General features: G+C 66.0%; 16 protein-coding genes. 10 read left to right on the forward strand and 6 right to left on the reverse strand.

Annotated features, from left to right (window positions below):
• Nucleotides 1-4 precede the first annotated feature (4 nt).
• The 6 genes from bcsE to bcsR are packed head-to-tail and all read left to right on the forward strand — an operon-like array spanning nucleotide 5 to nucleotide 7,327.
• Entirely contained in the window at nucleotides 5-1,858 is a 1,854-nt protein-coding gene (gene bcsE / locus AB3X98_RS40625) for a cellulose biosynthesis protein BcsE (RefSeq protein ID WP_368610432.1), read from the forward strand.
• A gap of 9 nt (nucleotides 1,859-1,867) precedes the next feature.
• Nucleotides 1,868-2,071, forward strand: coding sequence for a hypothetical protein (locus tag AB3X98_RS40630; RefSeq protein WP_368607110.1), 204 nt, complete (start codon nucleotides 1,868-1,870; stop codon nucleotides 2,069-2,071).
• Nucleotides 2,068-2,901, forward strand: a complete 834-nt coding sequence (gene bcsQ / locus AB3X98_RS40635; RefSeq protein ID WP_368607109.1) for a cellulose biosynthesis protein BcsQ — start codon at nucleotides 2,068-2,070, stop codon at nucleotides 2,899-2,901. The genes AB3X98_RS40630 and bcsQ overlap by 4 nt, the downstream gene beginning before the upstream one ends.
• Entirely contained in the window at nucleotides 2,898-5,492 is a 2,595-nt protein-coding gene (gene bcsA / locus AB3X98_RS40640) for a UDP-forming cellulose synthase catalytic subunit (RefSeq protein WP_368607108.1), read from the forward strand. The genes bcsQ and bcsA overlap by 4 nt, the downstream gene beginning before the upstream one ends.
• A 39-nt stretch (nucleotides 5,493-5,531) precedes the next feature.
• Nucleotides 5,532-7,118: a cellulose biosynthesis protein BcsG gene (gene bcsG, locus AB3X98_RS40645; protein ID WP_368607107.1), complete on the forward strand. Its 1,587-nt coding sequence runs from the start codon at nucleotides 5,532-5,534 to the stop codon at nucleotides 7,116-7,118.
• An 11-nt stretch (nucleotides 7,119-7,129) separates the two neighbouring features.
• Entirely contained in the window at nucleotides 7,130-7,327 is a 198-nt protein-coding gene (gene bcsR / locus AB3X98_RS40650) for a BcsR/BcsP family cellulose biosynthesis protein (RefSeq protein WP_368607106.1), read from the forward strand.
• A 210-nt stretch (nucleotides 7,328-7,537) separates the two neighbouring features.
• Here the strand turns inward: bcsR and AB3X98_RS40655 are convergent, their stop codons facing one another.
• Nucleotides 7,538-7,786 (reverse strand): hypothetical protein, encoded by a 249-nt coding sequence (locus AB3X98_RS40655; protein WP_069265757.1) that lies wholly within the window; start codon nucleotides 7,784-7,786, stop codon nucleotides 7,538-7,540.
• Entirely contained in the window at nucleotides 7,734-8,630 is an 897-nt protein-coding gene (locus tag AB3X98_RS40660; protein ID WP_368607105.1) for a hypothetical protein, read from the reverse strand. The genes AB3X98_RS40655 and AB3X98_RS40660 overlap by 53 nt, the downstream gene beginning before the upstream one ends.
• 79 nt (nucleotides 8,631-8,709) lie before the next feature.
• Between AB3X98_RS40660 and AB3X98_RS40665 the strand changes: the two genes are divergently transcribed.
• The 4 genes from AB3X98_RS40665 (at nucleotide 8,710) to rpoD (ending at nucleotide 12,882) form a co-directional block, all read left to right on the forward strand.
• Nucleotides 8,710-9,051, forward strand: a complete 342-nt coding sequence (locus AB3X98_RS40665; RefSeq protein WP_069265969.1) for a helix-turn-helix transcriptional regulator — start codon at nucleotides 8,710-8,712, stop codon at nucleotides 9,049-9,051.
• A 259-nt stretch (nucleotides 9,052-9,310) separates the two neighbouring features.
• On the forward strand, nucleotides 9,311-9,745 hold the full coding sequence (locus tag AB3X98_RS40670; RefSeq protein WP_368607104.1) for a GFA family protein: 435 nt from the start codon (nucleotides 9,311-9,313) through the stop codon (nucleotides 9,743-9,745).
• Nucleotides 9,746-9,895: 150 nt separating this feature from the next.
• Entirely contained in the window at nucleotides 9,896-10,486 is a 591-nt protein-coding gene (locus tag AB3X98_RS40675) for a class I SAM-dependent methyltransferase (protein ID WP_368607103.1), read from the forward strand.
• 413 nt (nucleotides 10,487-10,899) lie between these two features.
• Entirely contained in the window at nucleotides 10,900-12,882 is a 1,983-nt protein-coding gene (rpoD, locus tag AB3X98_RS40680; RefSeq protein ID WP_368607102.1) for an RNA polymerase sigma factor RpoD, read from the forward strand.
• 95 nt (nucleotides 12,883-12,977) lie between these two features.
• On the opposite strand, the gene AB3X98_RS40685 is transcribed toward rpoD, so the two are convergent.
• The 4 genes from AB3X98_RS40685 to AB3X98_RS40700 form a co-directional block, all read right to left on the reverse strand.
• A complete protein-coding gene (locus tag AB3X98_RS40685) occupies nucleotides 12,978-13,643 on the reverse strand; it encodes a DUF799 domain-containing protein (protein ID WP_368607100.1) in 666 nt (221 codons plus the stop codon).
• 14 nt (nucleotides 13,644-13,657) lie between these two features.
• The gene (locus tag AB3X98_RS40690) at nucleotides 13,658-14,023 is read right to left on the reverse strand and encodes a DUF4810 domain-containing protein (protein WP_069265753.1); all 366 of its coding nucleotides are present in this window, start codon (nucleotides 14,021-14,023) and stop codon (nucleotides 13,658-13,660) included.
• Nucleotides 14,024-14,081: 58 nt separating this feature from the next.
• Entirely contained in the window at nucleotides 14,082-14,759 is a 678-nt protein-coding gene (locus AB3X98_RS40695; protein WP_069265752.1) for a CsgG/HfaB family protein, read from the reverse strand.
• Nucleotides 14,760-15,143: 384 nt separating this feature from the next.
• Nucleotides 15,144-15,341: hypothetical protein (locus AB3X98_RS40700; protein ID WP_368607099.1), on the reverse strand; the 198-nt coding region annotated here is incomplete at its 5' end.

Here is a 15,341-nt window from a genome sequence, read left to right on the forward strand (position 1 = left end):
TACGATGAACGATCCCGCCACCCTTTCCGCTGCGCCCGCCGGCGCCGGCCGCGATACGCGCCGCTCGCTGTTCTCGCGGCTCGCGCGCCGCGAGCCGCTAGCGATCGACGGCCTGCCGGCCTCGCTCGCTTCGCTCGGCGCGGGCCAGGTGCACGTGGTCTACGCGAGCGCCTCGCCCGCGCGCGACGCGCTGTTCTGGCAAACCGCCGCCGCCGCGCTCACAGGTCCCGCCACCGTCCTTTCCACGCGCGACGGCGCGAGCCTCACGGCGGCGCTGCGCGATCAAGGCGTCGATCTCGACAAGAGCGGTTCGACGCATGCATGGGCAAACGTCTGCGCGCTACGCACACTGCCGGAGCGCGACGGCGCGCAGGTGCTGATCGAAGCGCTCAACGCGCTCGCCGGGCAGTGCGCCGCGCCCGAAAGCCAGTTCTTCATCGAAGGCGCGGAGGCGTTCTTCAACTGGCAGGACCCCGCCGCGCTCGCCGCTCAGGGCGCGCAGCTCGCGGGCTGGTGCGCGCAGCATCGTTACGGCGTGCTGATGGTGGCAGCGCCGCCCGGCCTCGGCGACGATCAGGAGCATCCCGAACTCGCCGCCTTCCAGGCGCGCTTCGCGGGCGCCGCACAATTGCACCAGGTGCAGGGGCAGTATCACTGGGAAGTCGCGTTCTGGCGCGCGGGCGATGCCGTGCACGGCAGCCGGAGCGTGCCGCTGCGCTTTTCCGCCGCCGATCACCGGCTCACGGTTTCCGGAGGCACCTTCGAAACCGAGATCGGCGAGGCGGGCCTGCTCGCACCCGACGAAGGCCGCGTGATCGTTTCGCGCGACGCGATGTTGCACGAGCGCGTACTGCCGCCGGCCTGGCAGATCGTCGATAACAACGAGGCCGCCGTGGCCGCCGCGCGCACTTCGGTCGCGGCCACGGTGATTCTCGAATTCAGCGTGAACCGCGACCTCGAAATGCTCGCGGAGCAGGTGCACACGCTGCGCCTGCAGTGCGGCGAAGCGCTCAAGATCATCGTGCGCGAGGACGCCGTGGCCATGCGCTACGAGTCGCTCATGCTGAACCTGGGCGCGAACCGCGTGATCGCGCGGCAGACGCCGCTCGCGCAGGTCGAGGCCATCGTCGACAGTCTGCAGGGCCAGGTATATTCGCGGCCCATGCCCGCCGACTATCGTGCGGCGCTCGCCGCCGTGGTGCATGGGGAAGAGAGCGGCTACGTGGGCGCGGCACACTTCGTCGAACTCGTGCGCGCGGCGGTGGAGCGCAGCCGCGTGATCCAGCTGCCGAGCGTGCTGATTCGCCTCGCGCTGATGCCGGAAGTCGCGCACGTGGATGCGCTCAAGGCGTGCCATCTGCGCCGCGCGGGCGACATCGTGACGGCGAGCGGCGACAGCCTCTACGTGTTCTTCTTCGCCTGCCGTATGAGCGACGCCGACGCCGTGTGCCGGCGCGTGTTCCAGCGTTCGCTCGCGGAGCTGTTCCAGGGCGAGGAGCGCTACGGCGACGGCCGCGCGATCACGGAGGCGCTGGACACGCTCGGCGAGGAAATCGACACCACGCCGCCGCCCGACTATTCGGGCTGGCTCGCGATCAATGAGGGGCAGCCCGCCGCGCCCGCGGCCGTCTCGGTGCAGGCCAACGGCCAGACCGTGCCGCCTGCGGCGGCTTCCGCGATCGCATCGGGCTCAGCGACGGCAGCCACGACAGAAACCGCAGTGCCGGAACCCGCAGTGCCCGTCAACTTCGCTCCCATAAACGGCGACCTGTTGCCCGCGCTCGACGCCGCCGCGCGCACCGACAACGCGAAACCGCGAGCCGCGCCGCAGCGCGCGCCGCTGCCGCTCAAAGCATAGGAGAGCGACATGAACATCTTCCTCGGTTACTTCGTCTGGGGCTTGATACTGGCCGTACCGCTCTACTGGATCGGCTGGCGCCTGCGGCTCGCGCGCTTCGTGCCCATGTGGCTGCGCCCCGCGCGCTCGCGCCCGCTCCGGCTCCCGCCGCAGGTCGACGCCCTGCTGATTCGCGGCCAGCGCCGTTTCAGCCAGACGGGGCCGCGCCGATGAAGACCATCGCCATCGTCTCCAGCGTGGGCGGTGCGGGCCGCACCACCCTCACCGCCGCGCTCGCGGGTCTGCTGGCGGCGCGCGAACATGTTGCGCTCGCCGCGGAATGCGACCCGCGCAACGTGCTGGCGCTCCATTTCGGGCTGCGCGAGAGCGCGCGCGAAGGCCTCGTCACGCATCTGGCGGGCGGCCCCGGCGCCGACGACGCCTGGTCGCGCGCCGCGCTGCAAAGCGACGACGGCGTGCTCGTGCTGCCGTGGGGCAGCCTCGCTGACGGCCATGCATCCGATGACCCGCGCGACGACGACGCCTGCGCCCTGCTCGACGCGCGCCCCGGCTGGTTGCGCGAACTGCTCGCCCGCGTGGACCTGCCGGCGCAGACGATCGCGCTCGTCGATGCGGGCACGTGGCCCTCGGCACACGCGCGTCAGGCGATCGATGCCGCCGACCTCGTGCTCGGCGTCCTCACACCCTGCGCCACCGCCTGCGCGACGCTGCCGCGCCTGATCGCCGCGCTCGTGCGCGCACACAAGCGCAGCGTGTTCGTCGCCAATGCGGTCGTGCCCGCGCGCCAGTTGCACATGGACGTCGTTTCACTGCTGCGCGCACGCCTGGGCGCCGCCATGCTCCCGTATCTCGTGCATGCGGACACCGGTGTGCCCGCCGCACTCGCCGCGGGCGAAAACTTCTGCCTGAGCGCGCCCAGCTCGCAGGCCGCGCACGACCTTCACGGCATCGCCTCGTGGCTCTCGCACTGGAGCACGGGTGCGAGCCTCGATGCGCCCGACGAACTGCTCGCGCAACACGTCGCGCACGGGAGCACGTCATGATCCGCGAGCGCATCGCTGCCCTGTGGACGGCGTTCTGGTTGTCGCTGCGCCGCGTGAGCGCGCCCGAGTTCAATCTCGCGCCCGACGCGCCGGGTGGCCAGTGGCTGCTGCGCGCCTTCTTCCGGCCGCCGCGCCCTGGCCAGCGCGACGTGCCCGCGCTCGCCTTCGCGCGGCTCGGCAAGGACATCCGCCAGCGCCTGAACATCGGCCGCGACCGCACCGCTGGAGCGTGGCTCCTGCGCATCTTCCTGCGCCCGCGGCGCCCGCGTCAGCGTCTCGCCGCCGATCTGCGCAAGCTTCACAAGGCGCCGCAAGGACACCATCGCTTCGCACTGCGCGCGTGGCTCGACAGGCGCCTCGAACCCGTCTATCGCCGCGCCTCGCGCGCGAGTGCCGCAGTCGGCGCGCGGCTGCCCGACGTGCCGTGGGAAGGCATCGAGCAGCAGCTCGAGAAGCTTTCGGCGGCGCTCGACAGCGTGCCCTACCTGCGCCAGGGCCTGCTGTGGCTCGCGTTCGTCGCGGCTGTCGCCGTGTGCACGACGCCGCTGCCGTTCGCCGGCCAGGTGCTGCTGTTCCTGCTCGTGTACGTCGTGGTGATGATCGCGCGCCGCCTGCCGGGGCGCCTCGCCACCATGCTCATGGTGATGCTCTCGATCCTCATGACGGGCCGCTACGTCTGGTGGCGCAGCACGCAAACGCTGCATCTTTCGAGCCCTGCCGAGGCCATCGTCGGCTACATCCTCTACGCGGCCGAGCTTTACACGTGGATCGTGCTGATCTTCGGCTACGTGCAAACCGCGTGGCCGCTGCGCCGCAAGCCGCAGCCGCTGCCCGGCGATCCGGCCGACTGGCCGACCGTCGACCTCTACATTCCGACCTACAACGAGCCGCTTTCGGTGGTGCGGCCAACCGTGTTCGCGGCAAGCTCGATCGACTGGCCGCGCGACAAGCTGCGCGTCTACATCCTCGACGACGGCGACCGCGACGAATTCCGCGACTTCGCGCGCGAGGCGGGCGTGGGCTACCTGCGCCGCGACGAACACACGCATGCGAAGGCCGGCAACATCAATCACGCGATGCCGCTCACGCAGGGCGAGTACATCGCGATTTTCGATTGCGACCACATCCCCACGCGCTCCTTCCTGCAAACGACCATAGGCGTCTTTCTCGCCGATAAGAAATGCGCGATGGTGCAGACGCCGCACCACTTCTTCTCGCCCGATCCGTTCGAGCGCAACTTCGACACGTTCCACCGCGTGCCGAACGAAGGCAGCCTCTTTTACGGGCTGATCCAGGACGGCAACGACTTCTGGGACGCCACGTTCTTCTGCGGCTCGTGCGCGGTCATCAAGCGCTCGGCGCTCGAGCACATTGGCGGCATCGCGACCGAGACCGTGACCGAGGACGCCCACACCTCGCTGCGGCTGCATCGCCACGGCTATACGTCGGCCTATCTGCGCACCGTGCAGGCGGCGGGCCTCGCCACCGACAGCCTCGCCGACCACATCGGCCAGCGCATCCGCTGGGCCCGCGGCATGACGCAGATCTTCCGCGTCGACAATCCGTGGATCGGCAAGGGACTCTCGTTCTTCCAGCGCATGTGCTACAGCAACGCCATGCTGCACTTCTTCTACGGCTTCCCGCGGCTCATCTTCCTCGTGATGCCCGGCGCGTACCTGTATTTCGGACTGCACGTGATCAACACGCCTGCGCCCGTGATCCTCGCCTACGTGGTGCCGTATCTGGTGATTGCCGCGATTGCCAACTCGCGCATCCAGGGACGCTACCGGCACTCGTTCTGGGCCGAAGCCTACGAGTCCGTGCTCGCGTGGTACATCGTGCTGCCCACCACCATGGCGCTCATCAATCCGAAGCTCGGCAAGTTCAACGTGACCTCGAAGGGCGGCCATATCGAGCACGAGTATCTCGACTGGACGATTTCGAAGCCCTACCTCGTGCTACTCGCGATCAACGTGTGCTCTGTCCTCGCCGGTATCGGCCGCCTCACGATCTGGCGGTCAGACGAGCCCGCCACCGTGTTCATGAACCTCTTCTGGGCCGGCGTGAATCTCACCATTCTCGGGCTCGCGCTCGGCGTGGCCAAAGAGGCGAAGCAGGTGCGCGTGGCGCACCGCATTCCGCTGCGCGTGCCCGCCATGCTCACGCTGCCCGACGGCCGCACGCTCGCGTGCAAGACCGAGAACTATTCGATGGGCGGCCTCGGTCTCATGCTGCCCGCCGACGCCGTAGCGAAGCTCGAACCCGGCGAGCGCATCAACGTGACGCTCGCGCGCGGCGTGCTGGAGCACGACTTCCCCGCCGTGGTCGCGCGTCTGGCCGACCGGCGCCTCGGCGTGCGCTTCGTCGGCATGACGATGGAGATGGAGCGCAAGCTCGTGGAATGCACGTTCGGCCGCGCCGATGCCTGGCTCGAATGGGAGGACGTGCCGCCCTCCGACGCGCCGCTGCACGGCCTCATTCAGCTGATCGAGCTGAGCTGGCAAGGCTACATGCGCCTCATCGATGCGTTCTTCGACGCGCTGGAAAACTTCTTCACGCGACGCCGGGCCGGCCAGGTCCGCCAGCCCTGATAACCGGAACCACCGCTACACCCTGGAACGCGAAACACTATGGGTCTCTGGAATCTCTACTTCCTCGCCAAGCTGTACCTCTACTCGATCGGCACGCTCAAGCCCGAGTGGTGGATGAACTTCGCCTTCGTCATCCTGCTGCTCGTGCCGCTGCACAGGCGGTGGCTGCGTATTGCGCGCGATGGGATCGCCGTGATCGTGGGTATCGCCATTGCGTACCACGAGTCGAGCATGCCCGACATCGGCCGGGCGATCTCGCAGATCCCCGTGCTCCTCACCTTCACGCCCTCGTACATGTTCGAGCTCACGCGGCGCGTGATTTCGCTTTCGATGGCCGTGTCGGCGGTGATCGCCGTGCTGCTCTACTTCCTCATCAACCGCTGGGTACGCGTGACGACACTCGTGCTGATCGCGCTCGTCGTCATGCCGGTCTGGCAGGGCGTGGGCTCGTTCGTGGCGAATGCGACCGCCAACGCTTCACTCGCCAGCAACGGCGACGAGGACGGCGGCACCGGCAAGAAGCGCGACGAGCAGTCGGGCAGCTACGACCAGCAGCTCGCGGCGTTCCGCGCCAACGAGGAAGGCCGGCACGTGAGTTTCACGCCGCTCACCACCGACGCGAACGCGCAGTTCGACATCATCATGGTGCACATCTGCTCGCTCTCGTGGAACGACATGGATGTCGTGAAGATGCGCAACAACCCGCTCTTCTCGCGCTTCGACTATATCTTCCAGAACTTCAGCTCGGGTGCCAGCTATAGCGGGCCCGCCGCGATCCGCGTGCTGCGCGCCACCTGCGGGCAGGAGCCGCACAAGGCGCTCTACGACCCCGCGCCTGCCGAGTGCCACCTGTTCGCGCAGCTCGCGCAGGCCGGCTACACGCCGAACGCGCTGCTCAACCACAACGGCCGTTTCGACAATTTCCGCAGCACGGTGATCAGTGAAATCGGCGTGCCGGGCGTGACGATCCCCGCGAACGAAGGCTTCCCGGAGTTCATGAAGGAGTTCGACGGTTCCGCGCTGGCCGACGACTACGACGCGCTTTCGCGCTGGTACAAGCAGCGCATTGCCGCTGGCGGCGGGCCAGTCGCGCTCTACTACAACACGGTCTCGATGCACGACGGCAACCGGCTGCCCGCGCCGAACGACAAGCTCACGAGCCTGCAGTCCTACCCGATTCGCCTGCAGCGGCTGCTCGGAGACGTCGACAAGCTGATCGACCTCGTCGCGCAGTCGGGCCGCAAGGCGGTGATCGTCTTCGTACCCGAACACGGCGCGGCGCTGCAGGGCGAAGAGAACCAGATTGCCGGCATGCGCGAGATCCCCACGCCGAACATCGTCCACGTGCCGGTGGGCGTGAAGGTGGTGGGGCTGCCGGCCGGCAGCGAGCACACCGGCGGCGTGACGACGATCGACACGCCCACGAGCTATCTCGCGCTGGCGCAGCTGCTGTCCAATCTCGTGGCGCACAGCCCGTTCGCCACCGGCGCGCCGCCGCTCGCGCAGTATGCGAACAACCTGCCGCAGACACGCATGGTCGGCGAAAACGAAGGCACGGTGACGATGACGACGCCAACCGGCTATGTGATCCATACGCCCGACGGCGTGTGGGTGGAGGGCAAGTGATGGCGATGCGCTTGTGGGGGTCCGGCCGGCGTTCGCGCAGTGGTCCCGCGTTGCCGAGCGATATCGACGCGCTCGCGCGTCTCGTCGAGGGCGTGGACCGCGACCGCTATCTCGACGTTCAAGCCGAGGACGCCTGGCAGGCGGCCGCGAAGCGCTGGCCGCTGGTGGCGGCCGTGCTGCAGTTGCCGGTGGAGGCGGAAAAGGGCTGAGCTCGCGCGCGAACTCGCCTCTGCGGCGCGCTCAGAAAGCGCTGCGCTCCACGCGCTGCGCGAGGACGCAGCGCTCCAGCGGCATGCAGGTCAGCGGACGGCCCATGGGCGCGAAGTCGCGCCGCGCGAATGCCGCGGGCTCGGGATGGTCGCCAGCGTAGCGGGACCCGTACCGGTGAGTGCCGCTTCGCGGGTCATTGCGCCAGTTCCTCAGTGATCCTGATGATCCCTCATCTGACGCGTTTGTACGTCAGTCACCGAATCGAACAACGCCTCGGCACGCGCCAGTTCGTCCAGCGCGTGATCGAGCCGTGATTGCGCGGCGCCATAGGCGAGCGGCGCGGCCACGTGGTCGTGGGCCTCGGCACGCAGGGCGCGAAATGCCCGGTCGACGTTGCGGCTCGCCTCAAAAAAGCGTTGCGCGGCCTCGGCCTCTTGTGAACGGATGTGAATCGCCATGGAAGAGTTCCATTGTGAGCTGGGTCCAGTCTCCCGCCCGGGAGACATGGCGCGTTCTTGCGCCGCCAAGCCGTGAAGACGCCGTGTGATCGGCAGGCGGCACGTCGAAGAGATCGCGCGTGACGCCGCGCGCCTGCTGCGCGCAGGCTTCGCTGCGCACGCGTTTGGTGAGATCTGTGTAGGTGTCGAAGTCGCACATGCGCGATGCCTCGTGAATGGCCGCGAGGTCGCGCGCCTTGACGAGCGTGGGCTGTGTGAGTCGCACGAAGTATGGCGCCTCCAGCTCCGCCGTGAACACGAGAGGATGGCTCTTGCCGCCCGCCTGGGCGGCGCGCTCGACGCAATCCACCACCACCGTGCCCTGCGAGCGGCATGGCGGTTTCGCCGTGCTCACGCTGCGCAGCCGCTCCGGAACCACCCGCAGTGAGCTGCCGACGCTCAGTTCGGTTGGCGAGACGCACACGAGCGCGTAGTGATGCTCGCGTGCGGCGCCCGAGGGCAGCGTGGCGCTGCTCGTAACGAACACATGCTGCGGAAGCTGGCGCACCTGACCGCTCGCGTCGACCCACGCATTCCAGACGACCACGCCGGCACGCTTGCCGCGCTTGTCTTGCATGGCGCGCGGGCGGTTTGCCGCCGGCGAAAACAGCGCGAGAAGCGAGCCGGTGCGCAGCGCGGCGATTTGAGCGCTGTTGCCAAGCGACTGGCCGATGCCCCACAGGAAGCGCCCTCCGCCCTGCCGACGCTCCCACTCCTTGCGCAGGATCAGCGTGGGGAGATCCATGCCGGCCTCTGGCCCGATACGGGACCAGCAAAACGTGGGCGGTAGGTGTTTTAGTGCCATCGACTTCCTCGGAATGCAGCCGCCCGCCGATTTCGGCGAGCAATTCAATAACCGTTACTGTATAGGTATAATGCATGACATGGAAGCCCCAGATACTCATTTTCCGGTGCAGGAACTGCTGCGGCGGTTATCGGACGATTCACGCTCTGCCAGCGAAATTGCGCGGCTTTCCGGGGTCAGCCAGCCTACTGTCTCGCGTCTTCGCACGTCGAACGGGCGGCGGGTACGCCGGAGCGCATCATTCAATAAGCTATGCAGTTTCTATGGTGTGAAGGCGCTGCCGTCCAGCCGGCACGCGGCTGCCTACAACGAATTGCTGCGCAATGCGATCGTCGAGGCGTGGGACGGTTCGGAAGAGCACGGCCGCGCGCTGCTTGTCGTCATCAAGGGATTGAAAGACTTGAGGGAACGGGGCGCGTAGATTCGCCTGGATGGGTTGGGGCGGTGCGTTTTGCGCGGGGGTGCCATAGGTAACCATCCATGGGAAATTCGGCGTGCATTTCGGGGCTACAGGGGCGCCACGAACTGTGCGGAGGCCATGACTGGCCGGCCAATCCCCATATGTGGTGACCTTTGCGTTTTCCTGCGCCGCGGGCAACTCAAACGTATGATGTGAGTGCGCACACCGCAGCCGCCCGATCGCAATGTTCGACACTTGCCACCAGAGCACCGCGCCCATCATGGCCGACACTGCCCCTACCCACACGAATGCTCCCGCCACGCTGCGCGGCCAGTGCCTTTGCGGCGCCGTGCGCTATGCGGTAGCCAATGCGTTCCGCTACGCATTCAATTGCCACTGCTCGCAGTGCCGCCGCGCCACGGGTTCCGCGTTCAAGCCGTTTGCGGGCATCGAAAGCGAGGCACTGCGACTCACCGAGGGCGCAGGGCAGACGCTGGTCTACGGCGATCCGCAGGCCGCCCACGACATCCATTGCGGCCGCTGCGGCTCGCTGCTCTATTCAGTCGTGCGCGAAGGAGCGTATGTGCACGTGACGCTCGGCACGCTGACCGATCCGCCGGCCATTCGCCCCGCCGGCCATATCTTCGTGCGCTCGAAAGCGCCGTGGTTCGAGATCGCCGACTCCCTGCCCCAGTACGACGAATTCCCGCCCTGACGACGCTGCGTGCAGCGTGGCCGTCGCGCGGCGCCAAGCGGCGAGCGTGGCAGCGGCCATACCGGTATCGCCGCGCGACTGCCTCTCGTTGCGTCGATCGGCTAGTCTCGAAGCGTCCCTTCCTCTTGTCACAGGAACCGCGAGCCCCATATGGACTCCATGACGATCGAGACGTACACGAGTGGTGCCGCAAACTACGCAGCCGAATGGGCGAACCAGTCTGCGCCCGACGACCTCTATGCGCGTCTCATGCGGTATTTCCGGCCCCACGGAAGGACCGTGGATATCGGCTGCGGGTCGGGCCGCGACGTGGCATGGCTGAACGCCCATGGTTACCCCGCGACGGGCTACGACGCGTCGGAGGGTCTGATCGCCCGGGCCACCGCTGACCACCCGCAGTGCGCTTTCGGTCTGGCCACGTTGCCCGAGCTAGAGGGCGTGCCCGCCGCGAGCTTTGACAACGTCCTGTGCGAGACCGTGATCATGCATTTGCCCGTCGCGCAGATCGGCCCGGCCTGCCGCCGCCTCGTCGAACTGCTCGAGCCGGGCGGCGTGCTCTATCTGAGCTGGCGCGTCACCGACGGCGACAGCGGGCGCGACCCAGCGGGGCGTCTATATAGTTCGTTCGATCCGGCGCTCGTCACCAGCCAGCTCGAGGGCACGACCATCGCGCTCGACGAGGAGGCGGTCAACCGGTCCTCCGGCAAACGCGTTCAACGCATTGTCGCGATTCGCGCGTGAGCGCTGCCACGCATGGCGACCGGACAACGGGGAATCGGCGGGGAATAACAGCGTGCCATAGGCGAGGCGAGTGACAAAAACGTGAACTTCTCACTTGAAAAATGGTCTAAGGGACTCATGTAGGAAATATGTAAGGTGGAGCGCTAGCCAAACGATACGACCCTGAAGGCGGTCAATGTGCCGCAAACACGACGATTCAGGTTGCCTCGCATGCCGTAACGCACTACCATACGCGGTCTTTCTGCATTGCACGAAAATCCAGGCTGCCACGTCGTCAGACGTTTGGCGCTCGCTTGGCGGGACCGGCATGCGCCCCCGCCCACTCCCCTGCAATTTCGTCATCGCCAGGACGCCACGCCGCTGGCGCGTGACCCTTTTTGCCCTTGTCGGGCTATCCCTTCGAGGAGAATGTATTGACAAGCCATGACCGGGACGACGCGCTGACCTCGTCTGCCCGCCCCGCACGCCGCTCGTCCAAAGACAAGACCGGCGATACGACGCCCATGGACGCAGGCTCGCAACTCGAAAAACGCCAGCATCAAATGCGGGCGCTCATCAAGCTCGGCCGCGAACGCGGTTATCTGACCCACGCGGACATCAACGACCATCTGCCCGACAACTTCGCGCAGACGGCCGCGCTGGAAACGATCGTCGCCACGTTCAACGACATGGGCGTGCAGGTGTACGAGCAGGCGCCCGACGCCGACACGCTGCTCATGAACGAAGATTCCCGCGCCGACCAGCAGGCCGACGACGAAGCCGACGAAGAAGTCGAAGTCGCGCTCTCGACCGTCGACTCCGAATTCGGCCGCACGACCGACCCCGTGCGCATGTACATGCGCGAAATGGGCTCGAGCGAGCTGCTCACGCGCGCCGGCGAAATCGAAGTGGCGAAGCGCATCGAAGACGGCCTCCAGGAAATGATCCAGGCGATCGCGGCATGCCCGTCGATCGTCGCGACCATCCTCGCCGACGCCGACCGCGTCGCGGCTGAAGAGATGCGCATCGATGAACTCGTCGACGGCATCGGCAGCGACGAAGCGGCGCAGGAACCGGCCACGGCAGCCGACGCAGACGCGAGCGAAGAAGTCGAAGCCCAGGCATCGGAAGAAGAAGAGTCGGACGACTCGAGCGACGACGAAGACAGCGACGCCGACAACAGCAAGGCGAACGAAGCCCTGCTCGCGCAACTGAAGGCAGACAGCCTCGCGATCTTCGCGCGCGTTCGCGCGCTGTTCGAACAGATGGCCTGTACGACGGACGCCAATGCGCGCGCTACGGCCCTGGAAATGAAGATCTGCGCCGACATCCAGACGGAACTCGCGCCGATCCGCTTCACGGCCCGCACGATCGACCGCCTGTGCTCGCTGCTGCACGAGCAGGTCGCGCAGATTCGCGCGATCGAGCGCAACGTGCTCTCCATCGTCGTCGATCGCTGCGGCATGCCGCGCGAAGCCTTCGTCGAGCAGTTCCCGGGCCACGAAACCGATCTGGACTGGGGCGTGCGCGCCGCAGCCGCGTCGAGCAAGTACGGTCCCTCGATCGAGCGCAGCCTGCCGGCTATCCAGGCGGAGCAGCGCAAGCTCGCCGAGATCGAAGCGGCCGCATCGCTGTCGCTGCAGCAGATCAAGGCGATCAATCGCCGCATGACCGTCGCCGAATCGAAGATGCGTCAGGCGAAGGGCGAGATGGTCAAGGCCAACCTGCGTCTCGTGATCTCGATTGCGAAGAAGTACGTGAACCGCGGCATGCAGTTCCTCGACCTGATCCAGGAAGGCAACATCGGCTTGATGAAGGCGGTGGACAAGTTCGAATATCGCCGCGGCTGGAAGTTCTCGACGTACGCGACGTGGTGGGTGCGTCAGGCCGTGACGCGCGCGCTCGCCGACCAGGCGCGCACGATCCGCGTGCCGGTGCACATGATCGAAACGATCAACAAGCTCAACCGCATTTCGCGCGAGATCCTGCAGCAAACGGGCATGGAAGCGCATCCGGCGGACCTCGCCGCGCGCATGGGCATGACCGAAGAGAAGGTGCGCGGCATCCTCAAGATCGCCAAGCAACCGGTCTCGCTCGAAAGCCCGGTAGGCGACGACGGCGACGCGACGCTCGGCGACATGATCGAGGACGCAGGTTCGGCCTCGCCGGCTGATGCAGCGATTCACGCGAACATGCGCGCTGCCATCGACGAGGCGCTCAAGGCGCTCTCGCCGCGCGAAGCGAAGGTGCTGCGCATGCGCTACGGCATCGACACGACGTCGGACCACACGCTCGAAGAAGTGGGCAAGCAGTTCGACGTGACGCGCGAGCGTATCCGCCAGATCGAAAGCAAGGCGATGCGCAAGCTGATGCACCCGAGCCGCGCGGACAAGCTGCGTCCGTTCCTGGAGCGCTAAGCGGTTTTACTGCTGCGCTCCCTTGAGCTGGATTGAAAAAAGCCCGTCACCTTCCAGTGACGGGCTTTTTCTTTATGCGGCGCGAGCGCCGCCGGTCAGTCCGTGCCGTATTTCGGCGAGTGCGGACCGTAGAGCAGGCCCGTCGGCGGCCCCGCGTGCAACAGACGATAGCTCGTGACACCTGCGATATCGTGGCTCTTGTCGGTCAGCGAATTCGCGACCTGCTTGATTGCCGCCACCACCAGCATGCCAATCAGGCCGCCGCCACCGCTGTTGTTGCCTTCGTTGCTGCTGGCGCTGGCCGCGCCTTGCCACAGCACCTTGCCGGTTGTCAGATCGACGAGTTTCGCCGTCGCCGTCACCACCGTCGCGCTGTCGAGCACACGGTATTGCGTCCCGAATTGCGTGATCTTCGAGTACACCACCGCATCGGCGCCGAAGATTTCGCGCAGCTTTTCCGGCGGGGTCTGCTGGATGTCGCCTGCCGTCGTCAGTCCGTTCTGCTTGAACGTCTCCTCCATGACCGCGACCGGAATCACGTAGTAGCCCGCCTCGGCGAGCGGCATCGTCATCTGGGAGAGCATGCTGTTCGATGCATTCACATCCGTCGTCGCGTTGTCGGGCGGCAGCACGAGGATCGAGCGCGGGCGCGCATTCTTGAACGCCGTGTAATCCGCGTGCTTGACCGGCTGTGCACAAGCGGCCAGCAATGCGAGCGCGGACAGAGCCAGCCAGAGCTTGAGAGTGGAAAATCTGGACATATCGGTACGCTCGCTTATTGTTGTTTCGGTTTCTTCATGAGGAAGTCCATATAGGTCGACGACTCCGGGAAGAGGTGCTTCTCGGCGTCGAATTCCTGCATGGCTTGCGTGTCGTTGCCGACGTTCGCGTAGAGCATGCCCAGTTGCGCGTGGAAGCCTGGCGGCGGCGTGTTGCCCTTCGCGCGGATTTCCTGCAGCGACTTCTCGAGCGCATCGATCTGTTGCTGCGGTGCCTTCTCGCCCTTCAGGTAGTCGTAGACCCCGGGCTGATAGCCGCTCCACTGGTAGAGCGGCGGCGTGGTGTTCGCGCAGCCTGCGAGCAGCAGCGTTGCCGCCGTGATGGGCAGGCAGAGCCCCCGAAGCGTGCCGATGTATTTCATGAAAGCCCCGTATGAGTAGTTGTTCTGATTCAGCGTGAAGCGCGGCCGACGTAGGCGGTCAGTGTGCGGAGCGCAGCGCGCCCGCGTCGACCTGGTCGGCCAGATGATTGACTGCTTCCTGGATCGCGAGCTCGAGCACCTTGCCATTGAGCGTCGAGTCGTAGCTCGCGGTGCCGCCAAAGCCAATGATCTCGCGGTTCGAGAGGCTGTACTCGCCCGCACCCTGCGCCGATGCGACGACTTCCGAAGTCGTGGTATCGACAACGTTGATGCTCACCTTCGCGTAGGCGATCTGGTTCTTTCCGCTGCCGAGAATGCCGAACAGCTGGTGATCGCCGACTTCCTTGCGACCGAACTCGGTGACGTCGCCGGTAATGACGTAGTTGGCGCCCTTGATCGCCTGGGCCTTCCTGGTGAAGCCCGCTTCCTGGCGGATCTCGTCAAGGTTGTCGCGATCGAGCACGCTGAAGCGGCCGCTTTGCTGCATCGACGTGATCAGGATGGTCTTGGCCTGCCCGCCGAGCCGGTCGATGCCGTCGGAGAAGATGCCGCGCATGTAGCTCGAGCGATTATCGAACTTGCCGACTGCGATCTGCACCGGCTTACCGACGGGCGGGCGCTGCGCGCTGGTGACAGGCGGCACGGGCAGCGAACGCGACGATTCGGTCGCGCAACCGCCAAGGGCTGCGATGGTGGCGGCGGCGAGAAGCGCACCCCACGTCTTGGACGACTTCATGAATTCTCCTTGTTGTCAGGGCAAAAGAGGCTGGACAAGGGAGATCGGCGAGATGCGGAGCCAGACGGCGGCGGCGTGCACGCGGAGCACGCAGGGCGTCCCTGCAAGCGTCGTTGCGGCGGAGATAGAGGGCGCAGTGCCTCGCTGCGCGCGCAAGTCATTCCATCGGTCGTGCATGTTTCTCGCTTCCCGCACGCGAGCGCATGCGCAGAAGCTCCCCGGTTTTTATTCGTGTAGCGTGTGATGTTTAGTTTGTAGTTAATGACTACACACGCGTCTATCGGCCGGATTAGGGAAAAACTTTAGGAAAGCTGCGATTTAATGCGAATTAGATTTTTATTTGCGCGACTTCTGAGGCGTATTGACGCACGCATGAAATGCTATTTAAAGCGATTTGGAGATTTTCGCTATCGACTGCGAATAAGTCAGGTCGCAGAAAATGATCGTTCTTTCTGGCGCCCAAACGCCAGAACCCCGGTTCTCTTTCGGAGACACCGGGGTTCTGGACGTTACAGCATAAGGAGCCTGACGATTACCTACTTTCACACGGGCAATCCGCACTATCATCGGCGTGGAGCTGTT

Source organism: Paraburkholderia sp. BR14312, from assembly GCF_040948675.1.
GTDB lineage: Bacteria > Pseudomonadota > Gammaproteobacteria > Burkholderiales > Burkholderiaceae > Paraburkholderia > Paraburkholderia nodosa_A.

Bases quoted from the DNA above. Each gene is read 5' to 3' on its own strand.
- AB3X98_RS40670 (WP_368607104.1), top strand. From the start codon at position 9,311: ATGGCCGACACTGCCCCTACCCACACGAATGCTCCCGCCACGCTGCGC.
- AB3X98_RS40630 (WP_368607110.1), top strand. From the start codon at position 1,868: ATGAACATCTTCCTCGGTTACTTCGTCTGGGGCTTGATACTGGCCGTA.
- AB3X98_RS40690 (WP_069265753.1), bottom strand. From the start codon at position 14,023: ATGAAATACATCGGCACGCTTCGGGGGCTCTGCCTGCCCATCACGGCG.
- bcsE (WP_368610432.1), top strand. From the start codon at position 5: ATGAACGATCCCGCCACCCTTTCCGCTGCGCCCGCCGGCGCCGGCCGC.
- AB3X98_RS40655 (WP_069265757.1), bottom strand. From the start codon at position 7,786: ATGGCGATTCACATCCGTTCACAAGAGGCCGAGGCCGCGCAACGCTTT.
- AB3X98_RS40665 (WP_069265969.1), top strand. From the start codon at position 8,710: ATGGAAGCCCCAGATACTCATTTTCCGGTGCAGGAACTGCTGCGGCGG.
- bcsG (WP_368607107.1), top strand. From the start codon at position 5,532: ATGGGTCTCTGGAATCTCTACTTCCTCGCCAAGCTGTACCTCTACTCG.
- bcsQ (WP_368607109.1), top strand. From the start codon at position 2,068: ATGAAGACCATCGCCATCGTCTCCAGCGTGGGCGGTGCGGGCCGCACC.
- AB3X98_RS40685 (WP_368607100.1), bottom strand. From the start codon at position 13,643: ATGTCCAGATTTTCCACTCTCAAGCTCTGGCTGGCTCTGTCCGCGCTC.
- AB3X98_RS40675 (WP_368607103.1), top strand. From the start codon at position 9,896: ATGGACTCCATGACGATCGAGACGTACACGAGTGGTGCCGCAAACTAC.
- AB3X98_RS40660 (WP_368607105.1), bottom strand. From the start codon at position 8,630: ATGGCACTAAAACACCTACCGCCCACGTTTTGCTGGTCCCGTATCGGG.
- AB3X98_RS40695 (WP_069265752.1), bottom strand. From the start codon at position 14,759: ATGAAGTCGTCCAAGACGTGGGGTGCGCTTCTCGCCGCCGCCACCATC.
- bcsA (WP_368607108.1), top strand. From the start codon at position 2,898: ATGATCCGCGAGCGCATCGCTGCCCTGTGGACGGCGTTCTGGTTGTCG.